Here is a 24,958-nt window from a genome sequence, read left to right as displayed (position 1 = left end):
GGGGTGCCTGTTTATCAGCCAATTGGCTAACCGTTCGCAATTGCTAAAGAACCGTGAAGCGTAAATACCGAAAAATGCTTGTGCCCTCGACTGTTCTACTCCCACCTTTTCATTAACGTGATGCGCGATCATTTTTAACAAATTAGCGACAAAATCACTATACATATAACTTAATATCTTTTATACATTAATTGTTCAACCCTGCGACTATTCCACAAAAGAGAAAGCTATATGGAACAGACACCTGATAAGAAAAACGATAATTTTCAAAAAGATGGCAAAGAACAGTTCAATCGCTCGATCGGTCTAATTTCAAACTTTGCGTTGGGTTTTACCTACCTTTCGCCGCTTACCGCCGTCTATTCGCTGTTTGCACTGGCCGTAACGCTGGCGGGGCCGCCCGCAGTCTGGTGGATTTTAATCGTCGCATGTGGACAACTTTTAGTGGCGTTGGTGTTTGGTGAGGTGGCTTCCCAGTATCCGATAACCGGCGGGCTTTATCCGTGGGCCAGAAGGTTATGGGGCAAGAAATATGCGTGGATCGCTGCCTGGATTTACCTGTGGGCACTGGTGGTCACCATTACGTCAATCGCGGAATATACTTCAACATTTGTTGAGTCGCTCTTCCACTATGGTCAGACGCCAGCCACTATGTTGGCGACTTCCGTCCTGCTGCTGCTTTTGATGATGGCTGTTAATATGTCCGGGACTAAAAATCTGGCTCGGGTCGCAAAAATTGGCTTCTGGTGTGAAATCGTTAGCGTGATTGCGCTGGGAATTTATCTGCTGATATTCCACCGTTCGCAGCCATTCTCCGTAATTTTTGATTCGATGGGCGTGCTGGCGCATGACGGCAGCTATTCCACCGCATTTATGTCTGCCGCGCTGATGGGGCTGTTTATGTTCTTTGGCTTTGAGGCCTGCGGTAACGTTGCGGAAGAGGTACAGAATCCAAGTAAAAAGATCCCGGTTGCGATGATTTTGAGCATCGTATTTGGTGCGATTTCGGCGATTATTTCCGTCATGGGATACCTCCTGGCTTCACCAAATCTGGTCAGTATCGTGAATGGCAAAACATCTGACCCGATTCCGGCCATCCTAAATGAAGCACTTGGTGAAACCGGCGCAACTATCTTTATCATCGTCGCGATTGTGGCGATGCTGTCGTGCATTTTGTCTCTGCAGGCTGCGTTAAGCCGCCTTATCTTTTCTTTCTCCCGTGACAGAATGCTGCCGGGAAGTGAGTGGATGTCAAAGATCTCTAAAAATGGCGTTCCGGATAATGCGATGGTTGTTAGCTGTCTGCTGCCAGTCATCATTTGCGTTTGGGTCTATTTCCAGCCAGACAATCTGTCGCGTATTACCGCGTTTGCCGTCATCGGTATTTATATCTCGTTCCAGATGGTTGTGCTTGCCGCACTGCGCCAGCGCCTGAAAGGCTGGAAACCGGCTGGGGAGTGGACCATTGGCGGTTGGGGCGTGATTGTGAACGTGCTGGCGCTAGCCTATGGATTGTGTGGGATCTGGTTGTTGGCGCAACCGGCAGACAGCAGCGATTTCATCGACCGTTGGACGGTACTGTTCGGCCTGGCGATTGTCGTTGGCTCCGGGCTTATCTATATGTTCCTGACCCGACCGTTTGGTCGCTCTGCGGCACCGGAAAACGACGCCATTGCCTACGCTAACAAGCTGAATATGGGGCAGGATAACTAAACACTAAGGGCCTTCGGGCCCTTAGTTTTGATAGTGATAAAGGATAAAGTAGTCGCTCTGATAAACAATGGTACTGTTTGCGGGAGAGAGTAATTCACCCACGCGAAAACGTGGCCAGCTGGAAAAGATAATTCTGTTTTCCAGATTGGTCAGAATGACATAGTCAGGATGAGCGCAGGAGAGCAGTTCGGCCTCAATCTGACTGACCAGCAGATCGACGGCGGCAACGCCAAGAAACTGATCGTTGTAGTAGATCGGCACTGCCGAGGTCAGGGTGTAGGAAATATTGCAGATATAGTCGACGTAGGGGCCGTGGATATAGGCTTTTCCTGCCGGAGGTGAGTGCTTAAACCACTCGAAGGTTCTGAAATCCAGGCGTTGCTGGGTGGCCTGATCTAAATCGAGGTGCGCCTGACTCAAACCATTATCTTTCTTATACCACCATTCCAGCAGCCAATACTCTTTTGTGGTGGCAGTGCTCTCAATATGGCTGGCGAACCCGGCCCCTGAACAGTAATGATTGTTACTGAGGGTGCGCTTGATGTGTTGCTGAACGGTAGATCTCACCGATGGATCGAGGACAACTTCTGCTGAGGCCTTTTGCACCCCGGAAATCGCCTCATGGATGCTCCTCGCCAGCGCAACGGTAGAATCTACGGTAGAGGCGGTAATATCATCAATCTTACGAATTAATGCGCTTAAGGATGTCGAAGAGCTCATTGTCTGTCCTGCCTTCACTGATTGTCAGTTCGAGTTATATTTCAGCTTTTTTTCAATAAGGTAATAGGTAAACGTGTCGATGATCCGTGTGGCAAGCTGCACGGATTCTGCCTCGTTGTGAGCTGCCAGCGCATCGGCCAGTGCCGAGTAAAGCGCAATAATTTCGGCATGAATGTTGTCTGCGCGATAAAGTATCGCCACCAGCGATGCCCATTCAGCCTGGACCTGCAGCTCCTGATTGGCCAGTCGCGCCGAATGTGAACTGGCAGCTATCGCCAGTAGACAGCGCATGTCGGCCTGGGTCATCAGCTCAGGTGAGTTTGCCTTGTTGAGCACCTCAACAAACTCGCGAAATTTGGCGATATCCGCGCCGGTCATCCGTCTGGAAGCCAGCCTTGCGCTATGGCTGATAATGGCGCAATGCATTTCGCCCAGGTCAGAAAGATAATCCGTACTGATCGCTTTGAACGGATGCAGGGCGCTGTTTTTGCCATCAATATTTTCGCAAACGAAGCTCCCGCCATTTCGACCACGAACCGTATGGATAAGATTATTAGCCCGAAGCGTGTTTAGCGCTTCTCTGATAGTGATATGTGAGACACCCATCATCTTTGCCAAATCAGTTTCGTTGGGGAGCTGTTCTTTTGGCTCCAGCAACCCCGTGATAATGGCGTTTGACAGGCGCTGCACTATCTGGTCTGAACGACTGACCTGCCCGATAGGCGCAAATATGACCGCGTGAGTAATCATAATCTTTTCTGCACTCAATTCCCTGAAACAACGACCATTTTTAACACATGCCCGTCAGGCAAGGAAGGTAAGAATGGCCGAGTTATTTTACATGCCTATGCGCAACGTCACTGCACAAGCGGATGTGTGTCCCGATAACCTCATGATGAGCTGAGCATAAAGCCTCGGCTCACGATGAAAAGCCTTATCCCGAAAATGTAAAAATTAAGTTAAAAATGCGAGGCTTATCATAGTGTCAATGTTGCGCATTTGAAAATCTTTTACAATATATATATTACATAAGATTCTTTATGTATTAACGGGCAGGAGACAGACATGAAAACCCTGAAGCATTTTATTAATGGGCAATATGTAGCAGGTCGTAGCGAAGATACCTTCGAACTGGTGAGTCCGGTCGACGGCGAAACGTACGCATTATCACCCAACGCCAATGCGGAAGAGGTGGAGCAGGCCTACTCGGCGGCGGAGGCGGCGTTTAGCATCTGGCGAAAATCGACGCCGGCACAGCGGCAAAAGGCGTTATTGCAACTGGCAGATGAGATTGAACGAAACGTTGAGCGGCTGGTGAACGCGCAGAGTCAGGAGACCGGTCAGCTTCGCCATTTTATTGAGAAGGAAGAGATCGCGGCATCCTGCGATGCCATCCGCTTTTTTGCCGGTGCGGCGCGCTGTCTTGAAGGGAAAGCGGCAGGGGAATATTCCGCTGGGTTTACCTCGACTATCCGCCGTGAACCGCTGGGTATCGTTGGACAAGTCACGCCATGGAACTACCCGTTCATGATGGCGGTATGGAAGATTGCGCCAGCGCTGGCAGCAGGCAATACGGTCGTATTAAAACCCAGCGACACCACGCCGGTCAGCACGCTGCTGTTGGCTGAACTGGCCGCGCCGTTGTTCCCAAGAGGGGCGTTTAACGTCGTATTAGGTAAAGCCAGCACCGGTTCGCTGGTGGTTTCAAACCCGAAGGCCTCACTGGTTTCGATTACCGGTTCGGTCCGAGCGGGCCTACAGGTTGCGGCTTCGGCAGCGGCGAACCTGACCAAGGCGCATCTGGAATTGGGCGGGAAAGCGCCTGCGGTGGTGTTTGCTGATGCAGATATGGACAAGGCGATCGCGACGATCACCACGGCAGGCTTCTTCAATGCCGGCCAGGATTGCACGGCGGCTACGCGTATTCTGGTCGAACAATCCATCTACGCTGAATTCCTGGAAAAGCTGGTTCAGAAAACGAAGAGTATTAAATTTGGACCGCCAGCGGATCAGGCTGCGCTATATGGCGCATTGAACAGTAAAAACCAACTGGAGCAGGTGAAAGGCTTTATTGCGCGTTTACCGGCACATGCAAAAATTGAAACTGGTGGGCGTGCCGGGCCGGGTCCGGGATTCTATTTTGAGCCGACGATCGTCTCCAGATTGCATCAACATGACGAAGCTATTCAGCATGAAGTATTTGGACCGGTAATGACTATTCAGCCGTTTTCGACTGATGAAGAGGGTCTACACAAAGCGAATGATGTGGAATATGGTCTGGCCGCCAGCGTCTGGACCAGTAACCATGGTCGCGCACAGCGCTTCAGCATTGACCTCGATTTTGGCACCGTGTGGATTAACAATCACATTCCTCTGTGCGCCGAAATGCCGCACGGCGGGTTCAAAAAATCGGGTTATGGCAAAGATCTCTCATCCTATTCGCTCGAAGAATATACTCGGGTGAAACATATCATGTGTGACATTTCTGAATAGAGAGGATGTCGATGAAAACATTAAACATAGCGGTGCTTTCATTCGTGATGTTCTCGGGCTATAGCCTGGCAGAAAGCACATCGCTGAATACCGTTAAAGAGTACATGGCGGCCTGGAATGCACACGATGCTTCGCGAGCCGCGCAATATCTTGCTGATGACGCAGTCTATTATGATGCCGCCGCTGGCGAACCGATAAATGGCAGAGAAAAAGCTGAAAAAGACGTTATCGGTGCCTTTATTAAGGCGGTGCCAGACCTGAGCTGGAAAATGGTCGGCAAACCCGTTTACGACGAAGATACCGTGGCGTTTCGTTGGGAATTTTCTGGCAAAAATAGTGGTGAATGGGCAGGGAGTCCGCCGACAAATAATCCGATAAAATTTGAAGGTGTCAGCTATATTCATGTTAAAGCAGGTAAAATCACCTGGCAGGGTGATTATTATGATTCTAAAAAACTGGATGAAGAGTTAAAGCCAGGGAAATAGTCGGCTATACCCCTTTATTACTATGAAGGGGGACATCTCTTATTTGTGTCGTATTTAGGGCAGTGTGTAGCAATAAGGAAAAAAGTTAATGGCAATTACCAGACGTGATTTTCTCAACGGCGTCGCGGTGACTATTGCGGCGGGGCTTACCCCGCTGGAATGGGTCAGGGCGGCAGGAAAGGGAAACGCATTTATAGATGGAAATTATTATCCGCCAGGGCTGACGGGGCTGCGGGGTAATCATCCTGGATCGTTTGAAATGGCGCATGCAGTAGGCCGCGAGCATAAACATTTTGATTTAAACGCTCTGCCCGTTGAGGAAGAGTACGATCTGGTGATTGTGGGCGGCGGTATTAGCGGGCTGGCTGCCGGTTGTTTCTGGCGCCAGCTTGCCGGGCAAAATAGCCGGATCCTGATCCTCGATAACCATGACGATTTTGGCGGACACGCCAAACGTAACGAATTTACGAGCTCAGGTAAGAAATTACTCGGCTATGGCGGTAGCGAAGCATTCCAGTCGCCCGCGCACAATTTCAGCCCTGAGGTGCAAAAACTGATGGAAACCGTGGGCGTCAGCGTCACGCGGTTAAAAGAGAGTTTTGACGTAAACTTCTACCCCGACTGGCAGCTCAGTCGCGGTGTTTTCTTCGACAAAAAGAATTTTGGCGAGACAAAAATCGTCAGCGGCGATCCGGGGCGCGCGGTATCTGATGATATCCCGCCGAACAGGCTAAATGGCCGTAAAATTGAAGACTTTATCAATGATTTTCCGCTAAGTGAGCACGACCGAAAGGCGTTGATCGACCTGCACGTCCATCCTGGCGACTATCTTCCGGGCATGACGGTCGATGAGAAAATGGAATGGCTGGATACCCACAGCTACAGTGAATTTTTGGCCACAAAAGTTGGTTTGAGCAAAATGGCGCTGCTCTATTTTCAGCAGCGTTCTAATGACTTCTTTGCCATCGGCATTGAAGGCATTTCCTGTAGCGATGCCAGAGCGTGCGCATTACCCGGCATGGAGGCGCTGGGAATACCGCCGTTGGACGGCGAGTCGCTGGCAGACCTCGAAGAGCCGTATGTTTACCATTTCCCTGACGGTAACGCCGGGCTGGCCCGACTGTTAGTCAGGTATATGCTGCCGGATGCGCTACCGGGTAACACGATGGAAGACTCTGTCCTGGCCAGACTGCATTACGAAAAGCTGGATCTGCCGGAAAACACCACGCGCTTGCGTCTGAATAGCACGGTGATTAATGCGGCCAACACAAAGGATGGCGTGGTGGTGACCTATCTGCGTGACGGCAAAATGCATCGCGTGCGCGGTAAAAACACCATCATGGCGGGCTATAACATGATGATCCCGTATCTGGTGCCTGAGATGCCGGAACAGCAGCAGGCGGATCTCAAACTGAACGTGAAGGCACCGCTGGTGTACACCAACGTGGTGGTCAAAAACTGGCAGGCGTTCAAACAGCTTGGCGTGCATGAATTTTACTCTCCGGCGGCACCATACAGCCGGATTAAGCTCGACTATCCGGTCAGCATCGGCGGGTATCAACACCCGGCCTCACCGGACGATCCGATGGTCATTCACATGGTCTATGTGCCTACTTATCCGGGCAGTAATCTGTCGGCCAGAGAACAGTTCCGTCTGGGGCGAGCGTATTTACTGGGGACCACATTTGCGACGCATGAGGAGATGATTCGCTCCCAGTTGCAGGAAATGTTTGGCTCAACGGGCTTTGATAATCAACGCGATATCTCCGCCATTACGGTTAACCGCTGGGCGCATGGCTATGCGTATTACGCCAACGCGTTGTTCGATGATATGGATAAAATGCCAGAAATTATCGAGCGGGCGCGTCAGCCAGTTGGTCGCATTGCCATCGCTAATTCCGATTCTGACTGGGGCGCTTATGCCCATACGGCCATCGACCAGGCATGGCGTGCGGTTAATGAACTCAAGGATATGGGGTGATCTATGCGTAATGTAACCGTTCTTGCCGCCTGTTTGTTTACCGCCTCTGTGAGTGCAGCGGAATCTAATGGCGAATATATCGCCCGTATCTCTGACTGTGTGGCCTGTCATACCACCGAAGGGGGCGCGGCGATGGCGGGTGGCAAAAAGTTTCCTACTCCGGTAGGGGATATTTATTCGACCAACATTACCCCAGACAAGACCCAGGGTATTGGTAATTACTCATACGAGGATTTTGACAAGGCCGTACGTCAGGGAATTGCTAAAGATGGTCATCCGCTCTATCCGGCCATGCCTTATCCCTCTTACGCAAAACTTTCTGATGACGATGTACAGGCGTTGTATCGCTATTTTATGCATGATGTCACCCCCTCTGCGCAGCCCAATAAAGAGAATGCCATTCCGTGGCTACTCTCCGCCCGCTGGCCGCTGCATATCTGGAACTGGCTGTTTACCGACGCGCCAGTGACGGCTGTAGAACGTGCAAAAACGGATGACAACGCTGCGTTGGTAAAACGGGGCGCTTATCTGGTGGAAGGTCCCGGACATTGCGGTTCTTGCCATACCCCGAGAGGCATGGCGATGAACGAAAAAGCGTATACCAATGCTGATGCCGAGTACCTGAGCGGCGCGATGATCGACGGCTGGTATGCGCCTTCGCTGCGCGGCACGGGAATGTCTGAGCAGGAATTAAAATCGCTGTTGCTGACCGGTAAAAGCAAGCATGCCGCGGTTTCAGGTTCGATGGCTGAAGTCGTTACGCAGAGTACACAGTACCTGACCGATGACGATGCCACGGCGATCGCGCAATATTTGCTGAGCCTGAAAAGCGTGAAGCCTGAAACGGTGCGCGCAGCGGCAACTACGGTGTCCTGGTCGAATTCACCCGAGGCGGGCAAAGTGACCTATAACCGCTACTGCTCCACCTGTCACGGTCTGGAGGGGAAAGGTACGGATGATAACGCACCTTCTTTGATCAACAATCCGCTGGTGATGGTTGATGACCCGACGCCGCTATTCAGAGTGATTGCCCACGGCGCAGAAACACCGACAACGCGTGGCAGCGTCTCCTTTAAGATGCCGGCTTACGGTGGCATGTTAAGCGACAACGAAATGCGCGACGTGATTAATTACGTGCGTAAAAGTTGGGGAGAAGGGAACGGCGAAGTAAGCCAGGAGGACCTGGCAGGGATTAAAAAAGCGTCACATTAAACAGCATGTCGGATGGACAAGGTGCTTGCAGTGCCATCCGGCAGTGCTTAAACGGCGTTTACTCTGATAATACCCACCAGTCGGGTAAACGCCGACGCCATTTCATGCTCTGCAATACTGGCAAATCCCAGCAGCAGGCCGCTGCGTTTCTCTTCATTCACGTAATAGCGAGACAGCGGGCGCACCAGCAGCCCTTGCGCATTCGCCTGTTGGGCAATGACAACGTCATCGCTCCCGACGGGCAACTGTAGAATCATGTGCAGCCCGGCGTTGCTGCTGAAGGAGCCAAGATACTGCTCGCCCAACTGGCGACTGATAAGCTCCACCAACGTCTGGCGGCGACGACTGTACAACTGGCGCATTTTACGAATGTGCGCCGCGTAGTAACCCTCGCGGATAAACTCCGCCAGCGCTGCCTGAATCAGCAAATGTCCACCACGATAGAGGTCGTTATGAACCTTCTTCAGCGGCGCGGCGAGCGGTTTGGGCAGTACCACATACCCGAGCCGCAGTGCGGGATAGAGTGTTTTACTGAATGTCCCGATATAGATGACCGGCGTCTCTTCTTCCAGTCCCTGCAATGATGGAATTGGCTGGCCGGAAAAGCGAAATTCGCTGTCGTAGTCATCTTCCACTATCCAGCTTCGCGTTTCACGTGCGCGAAAGAGAAGTGCCCGACGGCGGTTGAGGCTCATTACCGAACCGAGCGGATATTGATGTGACGGTGTCACAAAAATCAGCTTTGGCGCGGATTCGCCAGCCTCCGGCGGCACCATACCTTGTTCATCAACCGGGATCGCCGAAAAGGTAACCGCATTGATGCGCAGAATATTTTTGATTCCCCAGTAGCCCGGCTCCTCAATCCAGGCGTTATCCCCCGGGTTGCATAGCGTCCGGGTCACCAGATCCAGCGCCTGGTGAATACCTTCAGTAATCAGAATTTGCGCCGGTGAACACCGCACCCCGCGTGCGGTGCGCAGATAGTCTGCCAGCGCTTCTTTCAGCTCAGTCACGCCGCCTGCGGCATCGTACGTGAGAAACTCCGGGCGCAAGCGCCTCGCCAGCCGATCCTGAATTTTTTTGAGCACCCGGTGAGGGAAATGCTCCACATCAGGCACGCCTGGAATAAATGCGCCCCATTGACGAGGGTTGGCGCTGGCATGGCCCAGCAGCTCAAGGCAGCGGGCAGATAAGCGGGTGTGATCCTCCAGTGTGGCGGCAACGGGCTCTTTGTGGGGACGCAGGTCAAGATTGTCCAGCACGCTGTCGGTGACAAATGTGCCGCTGCTGGTGCGCGCGGAAATATAACCTTCGGCCTGCAATTGCTCGTAAACCCGCAGGACGGTATTGCGCGATAGCGTCAGTTCGCCTGCCAGGTCACGCGACGGAGGCATTCGGGTAGCCGGTTTCAGGCTACCTTCGAGGATGCAACTGCAGATGGCGGCATACAGGCGACGATGCAGCTTTTCATCGGTCTGCTGGCTAAATGCCTGCTTGATCACATCTCCGGCAAGTGAACGCATTTGGATCCTTAAAATAAAACGATTTGGCTCTCGATTAAAGTACCAGATGGAGTCTAAATTTAAAGGGTAATTCAACCTAAATGTATTAATGGACAAGGTGTAGAGAATGAACAATAAAAACCTGCAACAACGTCGTCTGGATGCCACCCCGCGTGGCGTGGGTGTAATGTGTGATTTTTATGCCCAGTCAGCAGAAAACAGCACAATTACCGATATCGAAGGCAATCAGTACATTGATTTTGCCGCCGGGATTGCCGTGCTGAACACCGGACACCGTCATCCTCGCCTGGTGCAGGCAGTCGAAGCGCAACTGCAGGCTTTTACCCATACGGCTTATCAGATTGTCCCGTACGAAAGCTATGTGTCTTTGGCTGAGAAAATCAACGCCGTTGCGCCAATCGACGGCAAGCGCAAAACCACATTCTTCACTACCGGGGCTGAAGCGGTCGAAAATGCGGTGAAAATTGCGCGCGCACATACCGGCCGTCCTGGCGTTATTGCTTTTGGCGGCGGTTTTCATGGGCGTACCTACATGACGATGGCGTTAACCGGCAAGGTGGCGCCGTATAAAAAAGGGTTCGGCCCGTTCCCTGGCTCGGTTTACCACGCACCGTATCCTTGCGAGTTGCAGGGGATTTCTACGGCGGACTCCATCAAAGCGATTGAACGCCTGTTTAAAGCCGATATCGATCCCACCCAGGTCGCGGCGATCATTTTCGAACCCGTCCAGGGTGAAGGGGGCTTCGTGGTGGCGCCGCCGGAGTTTGTGGCTGCCATCCGCCGTATTTGCGACGAGCATGGCATCGTGATGATCGCCGATGAGGTGCAAAGCGGGTTTGCCCGTACGGGCCAGTTGTTTGCGATGGACCACTACGCTGACAAAGCTGACCTGATGACTATGGCAAAAAGCCTTGCAGGCGGCATGCCGCTGTCTGGCGTCGTGGGCAAAGCTGAAATTATGGATGCGCCTGCGCCGGGTGGTCTGGGCGGAACCTACGCCGGAAACCCGCTGTCAATTGCGGCAGCTCATGCGGTGCTGGATATCATTCGTGATGAACAGCTGTGCCAGCGTGCGGCAGCTCTTGGCGAACAACTGCGCGCCACTCTGACTGACGCGCAAACCGGGTGTCCTGAACTGGCCGAAGTGCGCGGCTTAGGCTCTATGATCGCCGCTGAATTCTGTGATGCAGCGACGGGAGAACCCAACGCAGCCGCCGCACAACGCGTGCAGAAGAAAGCCCTTGAGCAAGGATTACTGCTGCTGACCTGCGGTCAGTATGGCAACGTTATTCGTTTCCTTTATCCGCTGACGATCCCGCAGGATCAGTTCGCCAAAGCGCTCGATATCATTAAAGCGGCAACCAAATAATCCGTTAGTCATAGTGTTACCCACAGCCGACGGTGGTCATCACCGTCGGCTTTTTTGTCGGCATAAATTGATCTTCCTCGTGTGTCGTGCGGTATTTATCGCGAATGGGTTGCCTGTTATATCGTTATATAATTTAATACACATCGTTTTTACTCCGCTATCCAGATGGTATCCCATGTTAACTTTCCGCTCTTTTGTGCTGGTATGCGCCAGCATGTTGTTTGCGTTTTCTGCCCAGGCCGACCGTACGATCACCGACCAGCTTGGTCGTCAGGTCACGATTCCGGACCACGTCGACAAAGTGGTCGTGCTGCAACACCAGACGCTGAATATTCTGGTCCAGCTTAATGCTCAGCAGGACATTATTGGCGTGATGTCGAGCTGGAAAAAACAGCTCGGGCCTGAGTTTGCGCGCTTTATGCCGACAATTGCCACATTGCCGACGCCAGGCGATCTCACCAGCGTGAATATTGAAAGCCTACTGGCGATTCATCCACAGGTGGTTTTTGTCGCCAACTATGCGCCTGCGGAGATGATCCAGCAGATTCAGAACGCCGGTATTCCGGTCGTGGCAATCTCATTGCGCAAGGATGCAGCCGGGCAACAGAATAAAATGAACCCGACCATGGCCGATGAAGAGCAGGTCTACAACGAAGGGTTAAAGCAGGGGATTCGCCTGATTGCGGACGTCGTGGGGCGCAAACCGCAAGCTGAGACGTTGATCGACTACGTTTTTGCGGCGCGGGCAAAATTCAATGCGCCGGTCGCAAAAATCCCGGATGCGCAAAAAGTCCGTATTTATATGGCTAACCCCGACCTGATGACTTACGGCTCCGGGAAGTACACGGGACTCATGATGCAGCACGCGGGTGGGCTAAACGTGGCGGCTGCCAGTGTGAAAGGCGCCCGTCAGGTTGCGCTGGAACAGGTATTGGCGTGGAACCCGCAGGTAATTTTTGTTCAGGATCGCTACCCGCAGGTGGTAACGGAGATCCAAAACGATCCTAACTGGCAGGGGATTGATGCGGTGAAAAATCATCGCGTCTGGTTGATGCCTGAGTACGCCAAAGCCTGGGGCTATCCGATGCCTGAAGCGTTAGCTATTGGTGAGCTGTGGATGGCCAAAAAACTGTACCCGGACGCCTACAAAGACGTGGATGTTGATGCGCAGGCGCAAGACTACTATCAGCGTTTTTATGGTGTGAACTGGCAGCCTGATGCAGTTAAGTAACCACATTTTACCCCAGCAACCACTCTTAATCGCAACGGTCCTGTTGCTGGGCCTTGGTTCGTTGTGCCTCGGACAATATCCGCTGTCGTTAAGCGAAGTCTTTTATCACCTGATGCACTATAGCGACGCTGAAGGGATTGCCGGTCAGGTTATCTGGACGGTCAGGCTACCGCGAATTCTGATGGCGCTGCTGGCGGGTGGGGCGTTGGGGTTATGTGGCGCGACGCTGCAAGGGGTATTTCATAATCCGCTGGTCGACCCGCATATTATTGGCGTGACGTCCGGGGCCGCTTTTGGCGGAACGCTGGCTATTCTGCTCGGCCTGTCGCCGTGGTTGATGATGGGTTCAACGTTTTTCTTCGGTCTGACGGCGCTGGTCCTGGTGTATGCCATTGCTGCGCTGCAGGGGCTGGAGAATACGCTGGTGCTGATCCTGTCGGGTATCATTTTGAGTGGTTTTTTTGCCGCGCTGGTAAGCCTGATTCAGTATCAGGCTGATACCGAAGAAACGTTACCCAATATCGTGTTCTGGCTGCTCGGCAGCTTTGCGACGGCTAACTGGCATAAAGTTCTGCTGTTGGCGATTCCAGTCGGTATCGCTGCGACAGTTTTGTACCAGCTACGCTGGCGGATAAACCTGTTATCACTCAATGATAAAGATGCCCGTTCGCTAGGCGTCGCGGTAGTTCCTCTGCGACGCAGCGTTTTGCTGTGCTGCGCTTGTTTAGTCGCCGCTCAGGTAGCGGTCAGCGGCAGTATCGCCTGGGTTGGGTTGGTTATTCCGCATCTGGCGCGTTTGCTGGTGGGGGTTGATCATCGTCGTCTGCTGCCGTGCGCCTTCTGGATGGGAGGCGGTTTTATGATTGTGGTGGATGATATTGCCCGTACCCTGATGCACGCGGAGATACCGCTTGGGATCATCACCGCATTATTCGGCGCGCCGCTGTTTGCTTTTTTACTCATCCGCTCCAGCCGCCGGGGGACATCATGAAACCTGCCGCATTGCGTGTAAATACGCTTACCTATGGGTATCGCGTGCCGCTATTTGAGCCGCTTACATTCAGTTGTCAGAAAGGTGAGATCTGGGCTGTGCTGGGACGTAACGGCATGGGTAAAAGTACGCTGCTCGATACGCTAACCGGCACGCTGCCAGCTTTGGACGGCAGCATTGAAATTGACGGCGGGATAGGGATTGTGGCGCAGCATTGCCACCTGCCATTTCCTTATACGGTGAGCGACGTGGTGCTGATGGGGCGGGCACAGCACGTGAAGCTTTTTGCGCAACCCAGCCAGCAGGATCAACAAAGAGCGACCCAGGCGCTGGAGCAGTTAAATATTGCCCAGCTTGCTTCCCACTCGTTTAGCTCACTTTCCGGGGGGCAACAGCAACTGGTGATGATAGCCCGGGCGCTGGTGACGGAGTGTCAGACGCTGCTGCTTGATGAGCCGTGCTCCGCGCTGGATCTCGCCAATCAACAGGTGGTGCTTCAGCTCATCAGCGATCTGGCCCATCTACAGGGATGCAGCATTCTTTTTTCGACCCACGATCCGCTGCATGCGTTACAAATAGCCACCCATACTTTGCTGCTGCTCCCCGAAGGAAAATGGCGGGCAGGGCCAACAGACAGCATTGTGACGGAAGAGAATCTGTTCCTGGCCTATGGCTTACCGCTGCGAAAACTCAGTGTAGAGAACCACCCGACGCCGTTTATCGCACCGCTGTTTACTATTCGTCGTTAAGAGGTAAGAACCCGGCGGCGGTAAGAAACGCCTGACCGCCGTTGGAGAGCATGAATTTAACCAGCGCCATCACCTCGTTGGATGCGTCGAGCACCGCCAGTTGGTATTCGCAGCGAATATTGTGCTCATCAGGGATAGCTACATAATGCACGTCGGGTTGGGCGCGCAGCGTATTCGCGTAATGCGCGTAGCCGATAAACAGATCGGCCAGTCCCTGGCGAAGGATCCAGGCGCTCGCCAGTTCACCAGACGGGATTTTCACCGTATCACGCCCACCAACCAGCGGGATGGCGCGCGCCCGAAGCTGTTGTCCGAGTCCTGGCTCCAGTACATCCATATTGTCGAAAAATGCCCAGGTATAGTCTCCGGAAGGATCGCAGACGGGCGTGGATGTACCTATTCGTAGCGTTGGGTCGCGGAGCAAATCCAGCCAGGCGCCGTTTCGGTTGCTGACCAGACTCAGTTGATTCCAGCTAAAGGTTTGCGTGAGGACAGCTTTTTGCAAAGCCAGCAGGCGTTGCGGGTGCTCCCGATTGGCTGAGGCAAAGAGCGCACACGGTTCACCGGCTTCAATACGCTCACGTAATAAACCGGCCGGACCATATTCCACCTTCACGTCTATTCCACTATGGCGCGAGAACTGGCTTATTAAAGGGGCAAATGCCAGGCGTAAACTGCCCGCGGCAAACAGAAGAATGGAAGAGGGCATGGTATCCGATCTCTGGCGAAAAAGGGTTTGCGAAGAGGATAAATGATACGCGCTGAGCATAGAGTTTAGAAGGCTTTGGCGCATCGCTTTGTGCCAGCATCATACGGAGTAATGATTAAGCTTAAGGTTACGAACAGGAGGCATTAAAAAGAAATTATGAGGTGTAGCGAAGGGAAATAGCACCAAATCATAGAAATAATTTGGTGCGTCCGAGTGGACTCGAACCACCGACCCCCACCATGTCAAGGTGGTGCTCTAACCAACTGAGCTACGGACGCAAGATGGTGCGTTCAATTGGACTCGAACCAACGACCCCCACCATGTCAAGGTGGTGCTCTAACCAACTGAGCTATGAACGCAACGTTGTAGGTGACAACGGGGACGAATATTAGCGGCACAGACCGAATGAGGCAAGAGGGAAATAGCATTTTTCTTCCTGAACTCACGCGATTGCAGAGTAATTAAGCAAGTTGATTATATTTTGTTGATTTTGCAGCGTGTTTTTTATTCAGACAGTGCGCTGGGGCATAATGGGGACGGTTTGAATGACAGGTGCGCTCAGACTTTAAGCGCAGCAAGGATCGCGGTTTCTATTTTCTCAGGGGTAGTGAACGGCGCAAAACGCTTGAGCGGTTTGCCGTCACGCCCGATCAGGAACTTAGTGAAATTCCACTTGATACGCCCACCCAGCACGCCGGGTAATTCGTTTTTCAGGTAACGAAACACCGGATGCGTAGCCGCACCGTTGACTTCCACTTTCTCAAATATCGGGAAGCTCACACCGTAGTTGATGTGACAGGTTTGCGAGATTTCGTCGGCCCCGCCGGGCTCCTGATTACCGAACTGGTTGCAGGGGAAACCAAGCACCACCAGACCCTGCGCGGCGTACTTCTTGTAAAGCGCTTCGAGGCCTGCATATTGCGGCGTGAAGCCACAATGGCTGGCAGTATTGACCACCAGAACCAGTTTGCCAGCATAGTCGGCCATAGAGACGGGCTCACCATGCAGACGGGTGGCTGTAAGTTGATAAAAGGTGATCATGCCGGAATCCTCAAATAAGATCGCATTACTCATTTTATTATGGTCGCAACTGTCTGATTAATAAACTGACCGTTAAAGTGATGCCGATTTATTATTTTGTCGGGTTATCGCTAATTTTTTTAAACGCGTCACCCCAGCAGCATCGTTAGGTGACGACTAAAAATGGGGGGCGTGACGTTGTGCGCGATTGTCACTGCGACAAACACGTGACAGATATAAAAAAATCCACGCCTGGCGTGGATTTAGAGAGAGTGTGAGAGCAGGGGATTAACGTTCGTGCTTTGCCATTAGCAGTGCCAGGTCGACGAGGCGATTAGAGAATCCCCATTCGTTGTCGTACCACGCCAGAATTTTGACCATATTGCCGCCAATCACCAGCGTTGACAGGCCGTCGATGATGGATGAGCGCGGGTCACCCTGGTAATCGCTTGAGACAAGCGGTTCATCGCTGTAGCCGAGGATCCCTTTCAGTGGCCCTGTCGCGGCGGCGTCACGAAACGCATTATTGACCTCCTCTGCTGTAACATCCCGCTCAAGCGTTACGGTCAGGTCGACAATGGACACCACCGGAACCGGTACGCGCAGCGAGTAACCGGTTAAGCGACCATCCAGCTCCGGGATGACTTTGCCAAGCGCCTTCGCGGCACCGCTGGAGTAGGGCACAATCGACAATGCAGCGGCGCGGGCACCACGAAGATCTTTTTCCGGCTGGTCGTGCAGCGCCTGGCTGTTGGTATAGGCGTGGGTGGTATTCATCAAACCATGCTTAATGCCGAAATGTTGGTGCAAAACCTGTGCGGCAGGTGCCAGACCGTTAGTGGTGCAGCTACCGTTGCTGACGACAAAGTGTTTATCCGCAGAGTAGAGGTGATCGTTAACGCCCATCACGATGGTTAAATCATCGTTCTTACCAGGGGCGGAGATAATCACTCGTTTTGCGCCACCGCTGTGGATATGCACCGCCGCCTTGTCACGTTCAGTGAAGAAGCCGGTTGCTTCAATGACAATATCGACTTCACGCTGACGCCATGGGATGTTGGCTGGATCGCGTTCACTGAACACGGTGATGGATTTACCGTTAACCACCAACTGCCCCTCACCGGCGGTGACGTCGGCGTCGAGTTTACCGAGCAGCGAGTCGTATTTCAGCAGATGCGCCAGCGTTTTACTGTCTGTCAGATCGTTGATTGCCACGATCTGGATCTCCGGGTTACCCAGTGCAGCACGCAGTACGTTACGTCCGATACGGCCAAAACCGTTAATACCGACCTTTACCATGATGAACTCCTTATCTGTTGTCTCTGGAGTCAATTTAGGCCGGTCACGAGTTGGCGTAAATGACAAAAAAGGATCACTTTACGCCATTTTACGACAGTGAAAGCGCTGGCGATATTCACCAGGCGTCAGGTGAAGCTGTTTTTCAAACAGCCGTCGCAGGTTAATGCTGCTGCCAAATCCTGTTTGTTCGGCGATACGCTCCAGTGTCTCGTTGGTCTGCTCCAGACGCTGTCGGGCAGCGGCCAGACGGGCTTCGGCCACGTAGCGTGCCGGTGATACGCCCGTTTCTCGGGTAAACACGCGGGTGAAATTACGTGGGCTCATGGCGACTTTTTCCGCCAGTTTATCCACACTCAGATCGGCGGTGAGGTTCTCAAGCAGCCAGGCGAGCAGACCGTTAATCGGGCCCAGGGTACTGGTCTGCTGAAGGTTGTAGCGGCTAAACTGGAGTTGTCCCCCGGGACGGCGCAGGTACATGACGAAATCCTGAGCGACGTCGCGCGCCAGACTGAAGCCGTAATCCTCTTCAACTAACGCTAACGTCAGGTCAAAGCCGGAACTGACGCCACCTGATGTCCAGATGTGTTCGTCCTGGATATAGAGCGGACCGCTTTCGACGCGCACCTTTGGGAATTCTGCCTGCATGGTTTCCAGTAGCTTCCAGTGGGTGGTGGCTCGTCTGCCGTCCAGCAGCCCGGTTTCTGCCAGCAGCATCGCGCCGCCGCAAATGGATGCAATGCGGCGGGCGTGGGGAGCGGCAAGGCGTAGCCAGTCAACCACCGCAATCCCTTCCTGCGGGTTTTGACCTCTGCCAGTGATGATGATGGTATCGAGAGGTTCGCGAGGATCTATCTCATGCAGGCGGTGATCTGCCAGTAGATTTAGGCCGGACTGACCATGGATCACCTGATGCGGTTGCGTTGTCGCTAACTGAACCTGGTAACACGTCTCCGTAGCGCCTTTGGGATGCAGGCGGTTGGCCTGCATCAGAATGTCGGCAATACCGGCGGACTCAAACAGCATACCGCCATCGGGAACAATAATGAGTATCTTCTTCATGTCCTGAAAAGTAATCTTTTTACACAATAAGTCAATATTACATACTCAACTGGAAAAAGCCTTACCCGTGGCGTAGCGACATTACCGCCACAGGCCGATGGTTTGATGTTGACTCAACGGCGTTGCCTGAGCATCTCCCTTGATTAAGAATAGCGTTGCATTGACCCATTAAACTCACCACGAGGTGCTGACGCTCTGCTACACCAAAAATGGTATTGTTCTACAAGTCACTCTCCTGACGAGGTCTTATGAAAATCAGAAGGTTTAGTAATGGAGATGAAATTTCGTTATTCAGCGTCTTTTTATCTTCTGTACATACCCTCGCATCACATTACTACACACAGGAACAAATAGATGCGTGGGCCCCAACGGATATCGACCCGGAACAATGGGCCAATCATATGAAGGAATTACGCCCCTTTGTTGTTGAAGTGGATGGTGAAATAGCTGGATATGCAGATGTTCAGCCAAATGGGTACATTGACCATTTCTTTGTCTCGGGAACCTACCCGAGACAGGGAGTAGGGACACTACTGATGAATCGCATTCATGAAGAAGCCAGACAACGTGGAATTGGCGAACTGACTTCAAATGTCAGTAAGGCTGCGGAGGCGTTCTTTCTACGACACGGCTTTCATGTTGTGGAACGTGGGTTTCCTGCCTGTCGCGGAGTGACATTACAAAATGCACTGATGCGAAAATATTTGGTGAAAAAATAGAAGATAACTGGGCTAAAAGCCCGCGATCAGCGAGGGCGGACACTCGGCTCTCTGCCGTATGCCATGACAGAGAGCACGCCAGAAATGAATGGATAGTTCTAGTTTGCTTTGCTGTTTTGACGGGATGTGACAATCGTCATTGCTGCCGCCGCCAGAAGTAAGAAACCACTCAAGCCAAAAGTACTGCGCCATCCCAGAGTGTCGAATACCAACCCACCTGCCGTTGAACCCAGGGCAATTGATAGCTGGATCACCGCAACCATTAAGCCACCACCCGCCTCTGCATCTTCGGGTAGTGCCCGCGCTATCCATGTCCACCATCCCGTTGGCGCAGCCGTTGCTAGTAGTCCCCACAGGCTGAGCAATACGGCAACAGCCCAGATGCTGTGTCCAACCAGTAGTAACGCCCCGGCAGTTGCTGCCATAAGCAGGGGGATCATGATTAAAGTCTGATAAAAACTTGTGTTCAGGAATATTGATACGGCCAGTGTGCCGACAAAACCAGCCACGCCTATTGCGAGCAAAATCAGAGAGAGACCAGAAGGGCCTACGCGGGTTACGGTCTCAAGAAAGGGGCGCACGTAGGTAAATAAGGCAAATTGCCCCATGAAGAAGAATCCGCAGGCCAGAAGTCCCGCAGGGACAATGGTGATGCGGAACAGACGATGCATAGATCTCTGGGATTTTTGTTTTTTATCGCTTTCCATCGATGGCAGGCTGACCCACTGCCAGATGAATGCGGCTATAGCCAGGGGAACGAGGCATAAAAAAGCCCCTCGCCAGCCCACGGTCGTCCCCAGATAGCTGCCAAGCGGTGCCGCTACAACGGTAGCCAGCGCGTTCCCACCGTTAAAAATCGCCAGCGCGCGGGGAACCTGATGCTGCGGAACGAGCCGAATGGCGGTTGCAGCAGACATGGACCAGAATCCACCAATGACCACCCCAAGCAGGGCCCTCCCCAGGATATAAACCGGGTAGCTGGGTGCCAGGGCGACGACTATCCCCGATATGGCCATTAAAACCGTCAGCCCCTGCAGGAGATGTTTTCGGTTCAGATCTCCGGCAATATGGGAGATAGTCAGGCTGGTAATGACCGCCAGCGCGCCAGAGATTGCAATTCCCTGGCCAGCTAGGCCTTCGGTAATGTGTAAATCACTGGCAATAAGCGTAAGCAGGCTGACCGGCATAAACTCGGAAGCGATCACCACAAACACGCACAGCGTCATGGCAAACACGCCCCCCCAATGCGCATGCTTTTTTTCGTAATGCGGTTTTAGTCTTACTGTGGACATTATCAGATCTCTTAATATCGAATCGGCCAGGTTCAGGCGCAGTCCGGACAGACGTCATTCAGGAAATCACGTCAAAACATGGATGAAAATGATCTGCAGGCGATTTACAGCCGCCTGCAAATATCAGGCGGCTTGGGGCGGTTATCTTAGGTTGGTATTGAAAAACTGCTCAAATTTAGCAAACGGAATCTTACCCGCAACGTTGTCGTACAGATCAACATGATTTGCCCCCGGGACAATCACCAGCTCTTTCTTATTGCTGCCGATCGCCCTAAAGGCATCTTCAGCAAAATAGCGTGAATGGGCTTTTTCGCCGGTCACGATAAGCGTGGGGATAGTGACTTCATTGGCGTAGCTCAGCAGCGGCATATTCATAAATGACAGCGGCATCGTCGCATTCCAGGCCCCAGTTGAGTTGACCGAACGCGCATGGAAACCACGCGGCATGCGATAATAATCAAAGAATTCTTTCAGAACCGGATTGGGATTTGCGGGTAACGTTTCTGGCAGAATACGTTTCGACGTACTGACGTTCCCCTTTTCATCAACATAAATGTCATGCCCGCCGGGCGCGAAAGCTCCGTTCTTCGCATCTTCCCAGCGCTGTGCGTTCAGATACTGTAATACGGCGCGACGATCCGCAGTGGTATAACGGTCTTTACCATCACCTACGCCATGCCCCATCGCACGGCTCATGTCATACATCACGCTGGTCGCCACCGCTTTCACGCGGGTATCCATCGCGGCGTCGTTTAAGGCCATCCCGCCCCATCCGCAGATACCCAGTAATCCGATACGATTTCGATCAACCTCATTTTGCAGGCCAAGGAAATCAACAGCCGCGCTGAAATCCTCGGTGTTGATATCCGGAGAGGCAACGTTACGTGGATAGCCACCGCTTTCCCCCGTATATGAAGGGTCAAAAGCCAAGGTAACAAATCCCTGCTCAGCCAACGTCTGCGCATACAGACCGCTGGACTGCTCTTTCACCGCGCCGAAAGGCCCGCTGATGGCAATGGCAGCCAGTTTGCGCTCGCCGCGATCCTTTGGAATGTAGAGATCACCGACCAGGGTGATCCCGAAGCGGTTCTGAAAGGTCACTTTACGGTGATTAACTTTCGTACTTTTAGCGAAGGTTTTATCCCATGTCTCGACCATTGAAACTGGCGCGTTCGGATTGGTTGTATTGGCATAACTCATCGTTGTAACTCCACTTAATGATGCGCAGAGCAGCATGGCTGGTATCGCGGCTGTCAGTTTTTTGGTGAAGGCAGTCATCAAAATCCCCTCATATAACGTGATAGATACAGGTTTCATACGGACAACACTGCTGTGCTTTGTTGCAATGTGAGCATTATAGTGAGCAGTAATAGTGCTTATTAGAGGGGTAAAATTGCTAGAATTAATACCATATTGTTCTAAATGGTGATGCGATAGCGAGGGAAACGTGATGGCGAAACGGGAAAACTATAATGATTTATACCTGTTCATGCAGGTGGTGCGGGAAGGGAGTTTTACCGCTGCGGCGCAACGACTCGGCCTGGCACAATCAGGTATAAGCCGTTCTTTACGCGAACTTGAAGAAAGACTGGGCGTTCAGCTTCTGGCTCGCACTACGCGTAGGCTATCGCTCACCCATGCCGGCGAACAACTCTACCGGACCATTGAGTCAGGATTCGACGCTTTAGATATGGGGCTTGCCACGCTGGCCCATTATCGCCAGTCCCCGTCAGGTACGGTACGGATTAATGCCAGTCAGCACGCTATTGATAAACTGCTCCTGCCAAAGCTTGCGGTGTTTAAGCAACGCTATCCTGACATCCGACTGGAACTCATCAGCGAAAGTCGGTTTGTCGATATTATTGCGGAAAGATTCGATGCCGGTGTACGTCTCGGACCGGAAGTTGGCGGTGGCATGATAGCGGTCCGTATTTCCCCCGACATGGAGATGGCCATTGTTGGTACGCCAGAACACTTTCGCCGCTATGGCTTTCCACAAGTCCCGGCAGATTTGGCGGTTCATCCCTGCATCGCTTATCAATTTGGCGATGGAAGCCTCTATACATGGGAGCTTCAACAGGATGGTAAAAAAATAACTCATCAGCCGCAGGGACAATGGGCTTTTGCTGACAGTTATATGGAAGCCAAAGCCGCCAGACTGGGGCTGGGGCTGGCTTATGTTCCGGAAGAACTGGTGTCCGATGATTTAGAAGAGGGTTCGCTCATCAGAGTTTTACAACGCTACAGTCAACGCCTGGAAGGCTCATTTCTCTATTATCCGCACCGCAATGTGTCTCCCGCTCTGCGAGCAGTTATCGATACACTGAGAATTTATGAATGAAGGCCAGGCTGCACACGTGTCAGGGTAACTGATCTGAGCGAGGAGCGGGCCTTATATACACATCCCCATTAACTTGAGTATGCTCCTCTGTGAATTTGTTTCGAAAATGATGTCGCTGATGTGTTTCATTCCCTGCTTTTTATAGAATTTTTGAGCACGTTCATTTTGTTCAAGAACCTCCAGCCATAAATATTTTTTCCCCTGACTTCGGGCAAGATCTATGACTTTATTAAACATTAGTTGACCGTAATGCTGATTCGTTTTGGTTGGGGCAAGGTAGAGTTTATTAAGTAAAACACCGCTGATGTCTGTATTCGGGATAGTTGCTTGCCATGTCAGCTTCACAAAACCAATCGGCTGCTCGATTTCAACTATATACCAGCTAATGTTTTTATCATTAATACTCTGCTCAATAACGGGAAGTGAATATTCACCCTCCAAATAATTATCAAATTCTGATTCTGACTTCCACATATGCTTAAAGTGCGCAGTATAGAAGCGGTAGCCAAGCTCATTTAGTAATCCCGAATCGGCTGATGTTGCTTGTCGTATGATTAAAGACATGGGAGAGGCCCTTACTTTATGAGAGAAAAATGATCTTAAATTTGTAATATATACGGCCTGTTAAGTCTACATGTCCGTTGTGACTGTCTTACCCTCAAACTTTGAATACGCAATCTAAGGTCTGAAGTTGGTGGAGCTCGACCATTAAGTTATTTTTTATCGATGTTAGCTTCTGGCTCGAAGCAGACAGGCCAACTGATTGCCTGGTCTGCTTTGAGCGAAAATGAAAAGACATCTTCCGAACTTGCGGCTGTTCATTCAGGATTTTACAAACAAGCTCATTATTCCCACTGCCAGGGCGCTATAGAAAAGCAACTGATACAGATTCGTCGGCACTTCTGTCCATTTTCTAACGATGCCCAGCGCGATCACGACCAGCGCAGCCGGGTAAATGGCGCACAGCACGGGAACCGCCATTGCGGTGAGGGAATTCAGTCCCAGCACGGCAAGTGCTGCTGACACCATCAGGGAGAGCGTCACCAGCAGCCCATAAGACGCACCGGTCGTCTGGTTGAAATAGCGCGCCGTTCCGGTCGTCAGACCAATGGCCGTGACCAGACAGGCGAGGGTAATGATCGCCGCCAACAACACCCGGCCATAAACGCCAAAAACAGTCTCGACATAGGCGCTCATCACCTGCATACCGTTCGTTGCGCCCCGCACCGGGCTGTGGGACCCCATCGACAGATAGCAGATATAAATCACGTTCAGACCTGCAGCGGCGATAAAGGCTGCGGCGGTGGAATGGGTGAAGATGCCCCGCGGATGGTGGATCCCGCGCTGCTTAAGCGTGTGGGTGATAATGGCGCCAAAGCACAGCGCACTGATCACATCCAGGGTCTGATAACCGTTGACAAACCCTGTATCGAATGCGCGAGTTTGATACGCGGTTGTGGCGGTCGTGAGGTCACCAATCGGATGTAACCAGGCACATATGCCGATAAAAATCAGGGCACTAATTTTAATGGGCGAAAGGAAGAAACCGACGATTTCCAGCAGTTTTCCGGGTTTAGCCAGCGTCGCGCCAGCAAGGCCAAAGAACGCGGCGGAAAATATAATCTTCTGCATCAGGGAACTAGCTGCGCCATCGGTGATGACCTCGTAGCTAATCGTCGCGGTGCGTGGCGTACCAAATAAAACCCCCAGCGTTAAAAAGCAAATGCCAATAAAAATCAGGCTCGGCCATTTGCCTAAGGGTTTCGTTAATTCCGCGATATCACCGCCATTAATGGCAAGGGAAATAATCGCCAGCGCCGGGAACAGAACCGCTGTGATGATAAAGCCAAAGCCTGCATTAAAGGCGTTTGCGCCAGCCTGCATGCCGACCAGCGGCGGGAATATAATATTGCCTGCACCCAAAAAAAGCGCAAGGGTCATCCCGCCAAGAGCCATTGTCTCTGGCAATGAAAGTCTGGTGTTTGCTGTCATTATTAACTCTTATTTTATATAAACATCATGCTTTGGAAGGCGTGGTCATTATATGCCTGG

22 protein-coding genes and 2 tRNA genes are annotated in these 24,958 nt (G+C 52.2%); 11 read left to right on the top strand and 13 right to left on the bottom strand.

Annotated features, from left to right (window positions below; translation table 11 throughout):
* The first annotated feature begins 231 nt into the window (after nucleotides 1–231).
* Nucleotides 232–1,713, top strand: coding sequence for an APC family permease (locus tag HV237_RS13450; RefSeq protein WP_016152931.1), 1,482 nt, complete (start codon nucleotides 232–234; stop codon nucleotides 1,711–1,713).
* 21 nt (nucleotides 1,714–1,734) lie between these two features.
* On the opposite strand, the gene HV237_RS13445 is transcribed toward HV237_RS13450, so the two are convergent.
* Complete coding sequence (locus HV237_RS13445) at nucleotides 1,735–2,433, bottom strand: cache domain-containing protein (RefSeq protein ID WP_047358860.1); 699 nt, start codon at nucleotides 2,431–2,433, stop codon at nucleotides 1,735–1,737.
* Between the two features lie 24 nt (nucleotides 2,434–2,457).
* Nucleotides 2,458–3,183, bottom strand: coding sequence for a GntR family transcriptional regulator (locus tag HV237_RS13440; protein WP_047358859.1), 726 nt, complete (start codon nucleotides 3,181–3,183; stop codon nucleotides 2,458–2,460).
* 315 nt (nucleotides 3,184–3,498) lie between these two features.
* Between HV237_RS13440 and HV237_RS13435 the strand changes: the two genes are divergently transcribed.
* The 4 genes from HV237_RS13435 to HV237_RS13420 all read left to right on the top strand — a co-directional run bounded on the left by HV237_RS13435 (nucleotide 3,499) and on the right by HV237_RS13420 (nucleotide 8,604).
* A complete protein-coding gene (locus HV237_RS13435; protein WP_047358858.1) occupies nucleotides 3,499–4,926 on the top strand; it encodes a gamma-aminobutyraldehyde dehydrogenase in 1,428 nt (475 codons plus the stop codon).
* Nucleotides 4,927–4,937: 11 nt separating this feature from the next.
* Entirely contained in the window at nucleotides 4,938–5,411 is a 474-nt protein-coding gene (locus HV237_RS13430; RefSeq protein WP_052733163.1) for an ester cyclase, read from the top strand.
* 88 nt (nucleotides 5,412–5,499) lie between these two features.
* The gene (locus HV237_RS13425; RefSeq protein ID WP_016156387.1) at nucleotides 5,500–7,392 is read left to right on the top strand and encodes an NAD(P)/FAD-dependent oxidoreductase; all 1,893 of its coding nucleotides are present in this window, start codon (nucleotides 5,500–5,502) and stop codon (nucleotides 7,390–7,392) included.
* 3 nt (nucleotides 7,393–7,395) lie between these two features.
* A complete protein-coding gene (locus HV237_RS13420) occupies nucleotides 7,396–8,604 on the top strand; it encodes a cytochrome c (RefSeq protein ID WP_047358857.1) in 1,209 nt (402 codons plus the stop codon).
* A 47-nt stretch (nucleotides 8,605–8,651) separates the two neighbouring features.
* On the opposite strand, the gene HV237_RS13415 is transcribed toward HV237_RS13420, so the two are convergent.
* Nucleotides 8,652–10,127 carry a PLP-dependent aminotransferase family protein gene (locus HV237_RS13415; RefSeq protein ID WP_047358856.1) on the bottom strand — a complete coding sequence of 492 codons (1,476 nt, stop codon included), beginning with the start codon at nucleotides 10,125–10,127 and terminating at the stop codon, nucleotides 8,652–8,654.
* 106 nt (nucleotides 10,128–10,233) lie between these two features.
* Here HV237_RS13415 and puuE point away from each other — a divergent pair, with 106 nt between their 5' ends.
* From puuE to HV237_RS13395, 4 genes are all read left to right on the top strand, one after another.
* Nucleotides 10,234–11,496, top strand: a complete 1,263-nt coding sequence (gene puuE, locus HV237_RS13410) for a 4-aminobutyrate transaminase (protein ID WP_016152939.1) — start codon at nucleotides 10,234–10,236, stop codon at nucleotides 11,494–11,496.
* Nucleotides 11,497–11,671: 175 nt separating this feature from the next.
* Complete coding sequence (locus HV237_RS13405) at nucleotides 11,672–12,727, top strand: ABC transporter substrate-binding protein (RefSeq protein ID WP_047358855.1); 1,056 nt, start codon at nucleotides 11,672–11,674, stop codon at nucleotides 12,725–12,727.
* Nucleotides 12,714–13,718, top strand: a complete 1,005-nt coding sequence (locus tag HV237_RS13400; protein WP_047358854.1) for an iron ABC transporter permease — start codon at nucleotides 12,714–12,716, stop codon at nucleotides 13,716–13,718. Before HV237_RS13405 ends, HV237_RS13400 begins: the two co-directional genes overlap by 14 nt.
* A complete protein-coding gene (locus HV237_RS13395) occupies nucleotides 13,715–14,467 on the top strand; it encodes an ABC transporter ATP-binding protein (RefSeq protein ID WP_047358853.1) in 753 nt (250 codons plus the stop codon). The genes HV237_RS13400 and HV237_RS13395 overlap by 4 nt, the downstream gene beginning before the upstream one ends.
* Here HV237_RS13395 and HV237_RS13390 read toward each other — a convergent pair.
* From HV237_RS13390 to HV237_RS13365, 6 genes are all read right to left on the bottom strand, one after another.
* Complete coding sequence (locus HV237_RS13390; RefSeq protein WP_047358852.1) at nucleotides 14,454–15,176, bottom strand: substrate-binding domain-containing protein; 723 nt, start codon at nucleotides 15,174–15,176, stop codon at nucleotides 14,454–14,456. The two genes, HV237_RS13395 and HV237_RS13390, sit on opposite strands and share 14 nt — an antisense overlap.
* Nucleotides 15,177–15,377: 201 nt before the next feature.
* Nucleotides 15,378–15,454: transfer RNA gene (locus HV237_RS13385), tRNA-Val, on the bottom strand.
* A 4-nt stretch (nucleotides 15,455–15,458) separates the two neighbouring features.
* Nucleotides 15,459–15,535 (bottom strand) — tRNA-Val (locus HV237_RS13380).
* Between the two features lie 199 nt (nucleotides 15,536–15,734).
* Nucleotides 15,735–16,217 carry a glutathione peroxidase gene (locus HV237_RS13375; protein WP_016152944.1) on the bottom strand — a complete coding sequence of 161 codons (483 nt, stop codon included), beginning with the start codon at nucleotides 16,215–16,217 and terminating at the stop codon, nucleotides 15,735–15,737.
* Between the two features lie 267 nt (nucleotides 16,218–16,484).
* The gene (gene gap, locus HV237_RS13370; RefSeq protein ID WP_046274911.1) at nucleotides 16,485–17,495 is read right to left on the bottom strand and encodes a type I glyceraldehyde-3-phosphate dehydrogenase; all 1,011 of its coding nucleotides are present in this window, start codon (nucleotides 17,493–17,495) and stop codon (nucleotides 16,485–16,487) included.
* A 78-nt stretch (nucleotides 17,496–17,573) separates the two neighbouring features.
* On the bottom strand, nucleotides 17,574–18,554 hold the full coding sequence (locus HV237_RS13365; protein WP_047358851.1) for a helix-turn-helix domain-containing protein: 981 nt from the start codon (nucleotides 18,552–18,554) through the stop codon (nucleotides 17,574–17,576).
* A gap of 248 nt (nucleotides 18,555–18,802) precedes the next feature.
* Between HV237_RS13365 and HV237_RS13360 the strand changes: the two genes are divergently transcribed.
* Entirely contained in the window at nucleotides 18,803–19,273 is a 471-nt protein-coding gene (locus HV237_RS13360; RefSeq protein WP_019076706.1) for a GNAT family N-acetyltransferase, read from the top strand.
* Between the two features lie 98 nt (nucleotides 19,274–19,371).
* Here the strand turns inward: HV237_RS13360 and HV237_RS13355 are convergent, their stop codons facing one another.
* Both HV237_RS13355 and HV237_RS13350 read right to left on the bottom strand, forming a co-directional pair.
* Nucleotides 19,372–20,565, bottom strand: a complete 1,194-nt coding sequence (locus HV237_RS13355; RefSeq protein WP_047358850.1) for an MFS transporter — start codon at nucleotides 20,563–20,565, stop codon at nucleotides 19,372–19,374.
* A gap of 141 nt (nucleotides 20,566–20,706) precedes the next feature.
* Entirely contained in the window at nucleotides 20,707–21,843 is a 1,137-nt protein-coding gene (locus HV237_RS13350) for an alpha/beta hydrolase (protein WP_047358849.1), read from the bottom strand.
* Nucleotides 21,844–22,015: 172 nt separating this feature from the next.
* Here HV237_RS13350 and HV237_RS13345 point away from each other — a divergent pair, with 172 nt between their 5' ends.
* Nucleotides 22,016–22,906 carry a LysR family transcriptional regulator gene (locus tag HV237_RS13345; RefSeq protein WP_047358848.1) on the top strand — a complete coding sequence of 297 codons (891 nt, stop codon included), beginning with the start codon at nucleotides 22,016–22,018 and terminating at the stop codon, nucleotides 22,904–22,906.
* Between the two features lie 51 nt (nucleotides 22,907–22,957).
* Here HV237_RS13345 and HV237_RS13340 read toward each other — a convergent pair whose 3' ends face one another.
* Nucleotides 22,958–23,470: a GNAT family N-acetyltransferase gene (locus tag HV237_RS13340; protein ID WP_047358847.1), complete on the bottom strand. Its 513-nt coding sequence runs from the start codon at nucleotides 23,468–23,470 to the stop codon at nucleotides 22,958–22,960.
* Nucleotides 23,471–23,728: 258 nt separating this feature from the next.
* Nucleotides 23,729–24,898, bottom strand: coding sequence for a branched-chain amino acid transport system II carrier protein (gene brnQ / locus HV237_RS13335; RefSeq protein ID WP_047358846.1), 1,170 nt, complete (start codon nucleotides 24,896–24,898; stop codon nucleotides 23,729–23,731).
* Between the last annotated feature and the right edge of the window lie 60 nt (nucleotides 24,899–24,958).

Source organism: Citrobacter sp. RHBSTW-00570 (assembly GCF_013739755.1).
In the GTDB taxonomy this organism is placed as follows: Bacteria; Pseudomonadota; Gammaproteobacteria; order Enterobacterales; family Enterobacteriaceae; genus Citrobacter; species Citrobacter braakii.
The sequence above is the reverse complement of the archived record's forward strand: the minus strand, read 5'-3'. Positions and strand labels throughout refer to the sequence as shown.

Coding starts and splice junctions, on each gene's coding strand:
- HV237_RS13340 (WP_047358847.1), bottom strand. CDS start 23,470: ATGTCTTTAATCATACGACAAGCAACATCAGCCGATTCGGGATTACTA.
- puuE (WP_016152939.1), top strand. CDS start 10,234: ATGAACAATAAAAACCTGCAACAACGTCGTCTGGATGCCACCCCGCGT.
- HV237_RS13345 (WP_047358848.1), top strand. CDS start 22,016: ATGGCGAAACGGGAAAACTATAATGATTTATACCTGTTCATGCAGGTG.
- HV237_RS13365 (WP_047358851.1), bottom strand. CDS start 18,554: ATGAAGAAGATACTCATTATTGTTCCCGATGGCGGTATGCTGTTTGAG.
- HV237_RS13355 (WP_047358850.1), bottom strand. CDS start 20,565: ATGTCCACAGTAAGACTAAAACCGCATTACGAAAAAAAGCATGCGCAT.
- HV237_RS13360 (WP_019076706.1), top strand. CDS start 18,803: ATGAAAATCAGAAGGTTTAGTAATGGAGATGAAATTTCGTTATTCAGC.
- HV237_RS13440 (WP_047358859.1), bottom strand. CDS start 3,183: ATGATTACTCACGCGGTCATATTTGCGCCTATCGGGCAGGTCAGTCGT.
- HV237_RS13445 (WP_047358860.1), bottom strand. CDS start 2,433: ATGAGCTCTTCGACATCCTTAAGCGCATTAATTCGTAAGATTGATGAT.
- HV237_RS13390 (WP_047358852.1), bottom strand. CDS start 15,176: ATGCCCTCTTCCATTCTTCTGTTTGCCGCGGGCAGTTTACGCCTGGCA.
- HV237_RS13350 (WP_047358849.1), bottom strand. CDS start 21,843: ATGACTGCCTTCACCAAAAAACTGACAGCCGCGATACCAGCCATGCTG.
- HV237_RS13375 (WP_016152944.1), bottom strand. CDS start 16,217: ATGATCACCTTTTATCAACTTACAGCCACCCGTCTGCATGGTGAGCCC.
- HV237_RS13400 (WP_047358854.1), top strand. CDS start 12,714: ATGCAGTTAAGTAACCACATTTTACCCCAGCAACCACTCTTAATCGCA.
- HV237_RS13425 (WP_016156387.1), top strand. CDS start 5,500: ATGGCAATTACCAGACGTGATTTTCTCAACGGCGTCGCGGTGACTATT.
- HV237_RS13430 (WP_052733163.1), top strand. CDS start 4,938: ATGAAAACATTAAACATAGCGGTGCTTTCATTCGTGATGTTCTCGGGC.
- HV237_RS13450 (WP_016152931.1), top strand. CDS start 232: ATGGAACAGACACCTGATAAGAAAAACGATAATTTTCAAAAAGATGGC.
- HV237_RS13415 (WP_047358856.1), bottom strand. CDS start 10,127: ATGCGTTCACTTGCCGGAGATGTGATCAAGCAGGCATTTAGCCAGCAG.
- HV237_RS13420 (WP_047358857.1), top strand. CDS start 7,396: ATGCGTAATGTAACCGTTCTTGCCGCCTGTTTGTTTACCGCCTCTGTG.
- HV237_RS13435 (WP_047358858.1), top strand. CDS start 3,499: ATGAAAACCCTGAAGCATTTTATTAATGGGCAATATGTAGCAGGTCGT.
- gap (WP_046274911.1), bottom strand. CDS start 17,495: ATGGTAAAGGTCGGTATTAACGGTTTTGGCCGTATCGGACGTAACGTA.
- brnQ (WP_047358846.1), bottom strand. CDS start 24,898: ATGACAGCAAACACCAGACTTTCATTGCCAGAGACAATGGCTCTTGGC.
- HV237_RS13405 (WP_047358855.1), top strand. CDS start 11,672: ATGTTAACTTTCCGCTCTTTTGTGCTGGTATGCGCCAGCATGTTGTTT.
- HV237_RS13395 (WP_047358853.1), top strand. CDS start 13,715: ATGAAACCTGCCGCATTGCGTGTAAATACGCTTACCTATGGGTATCGC.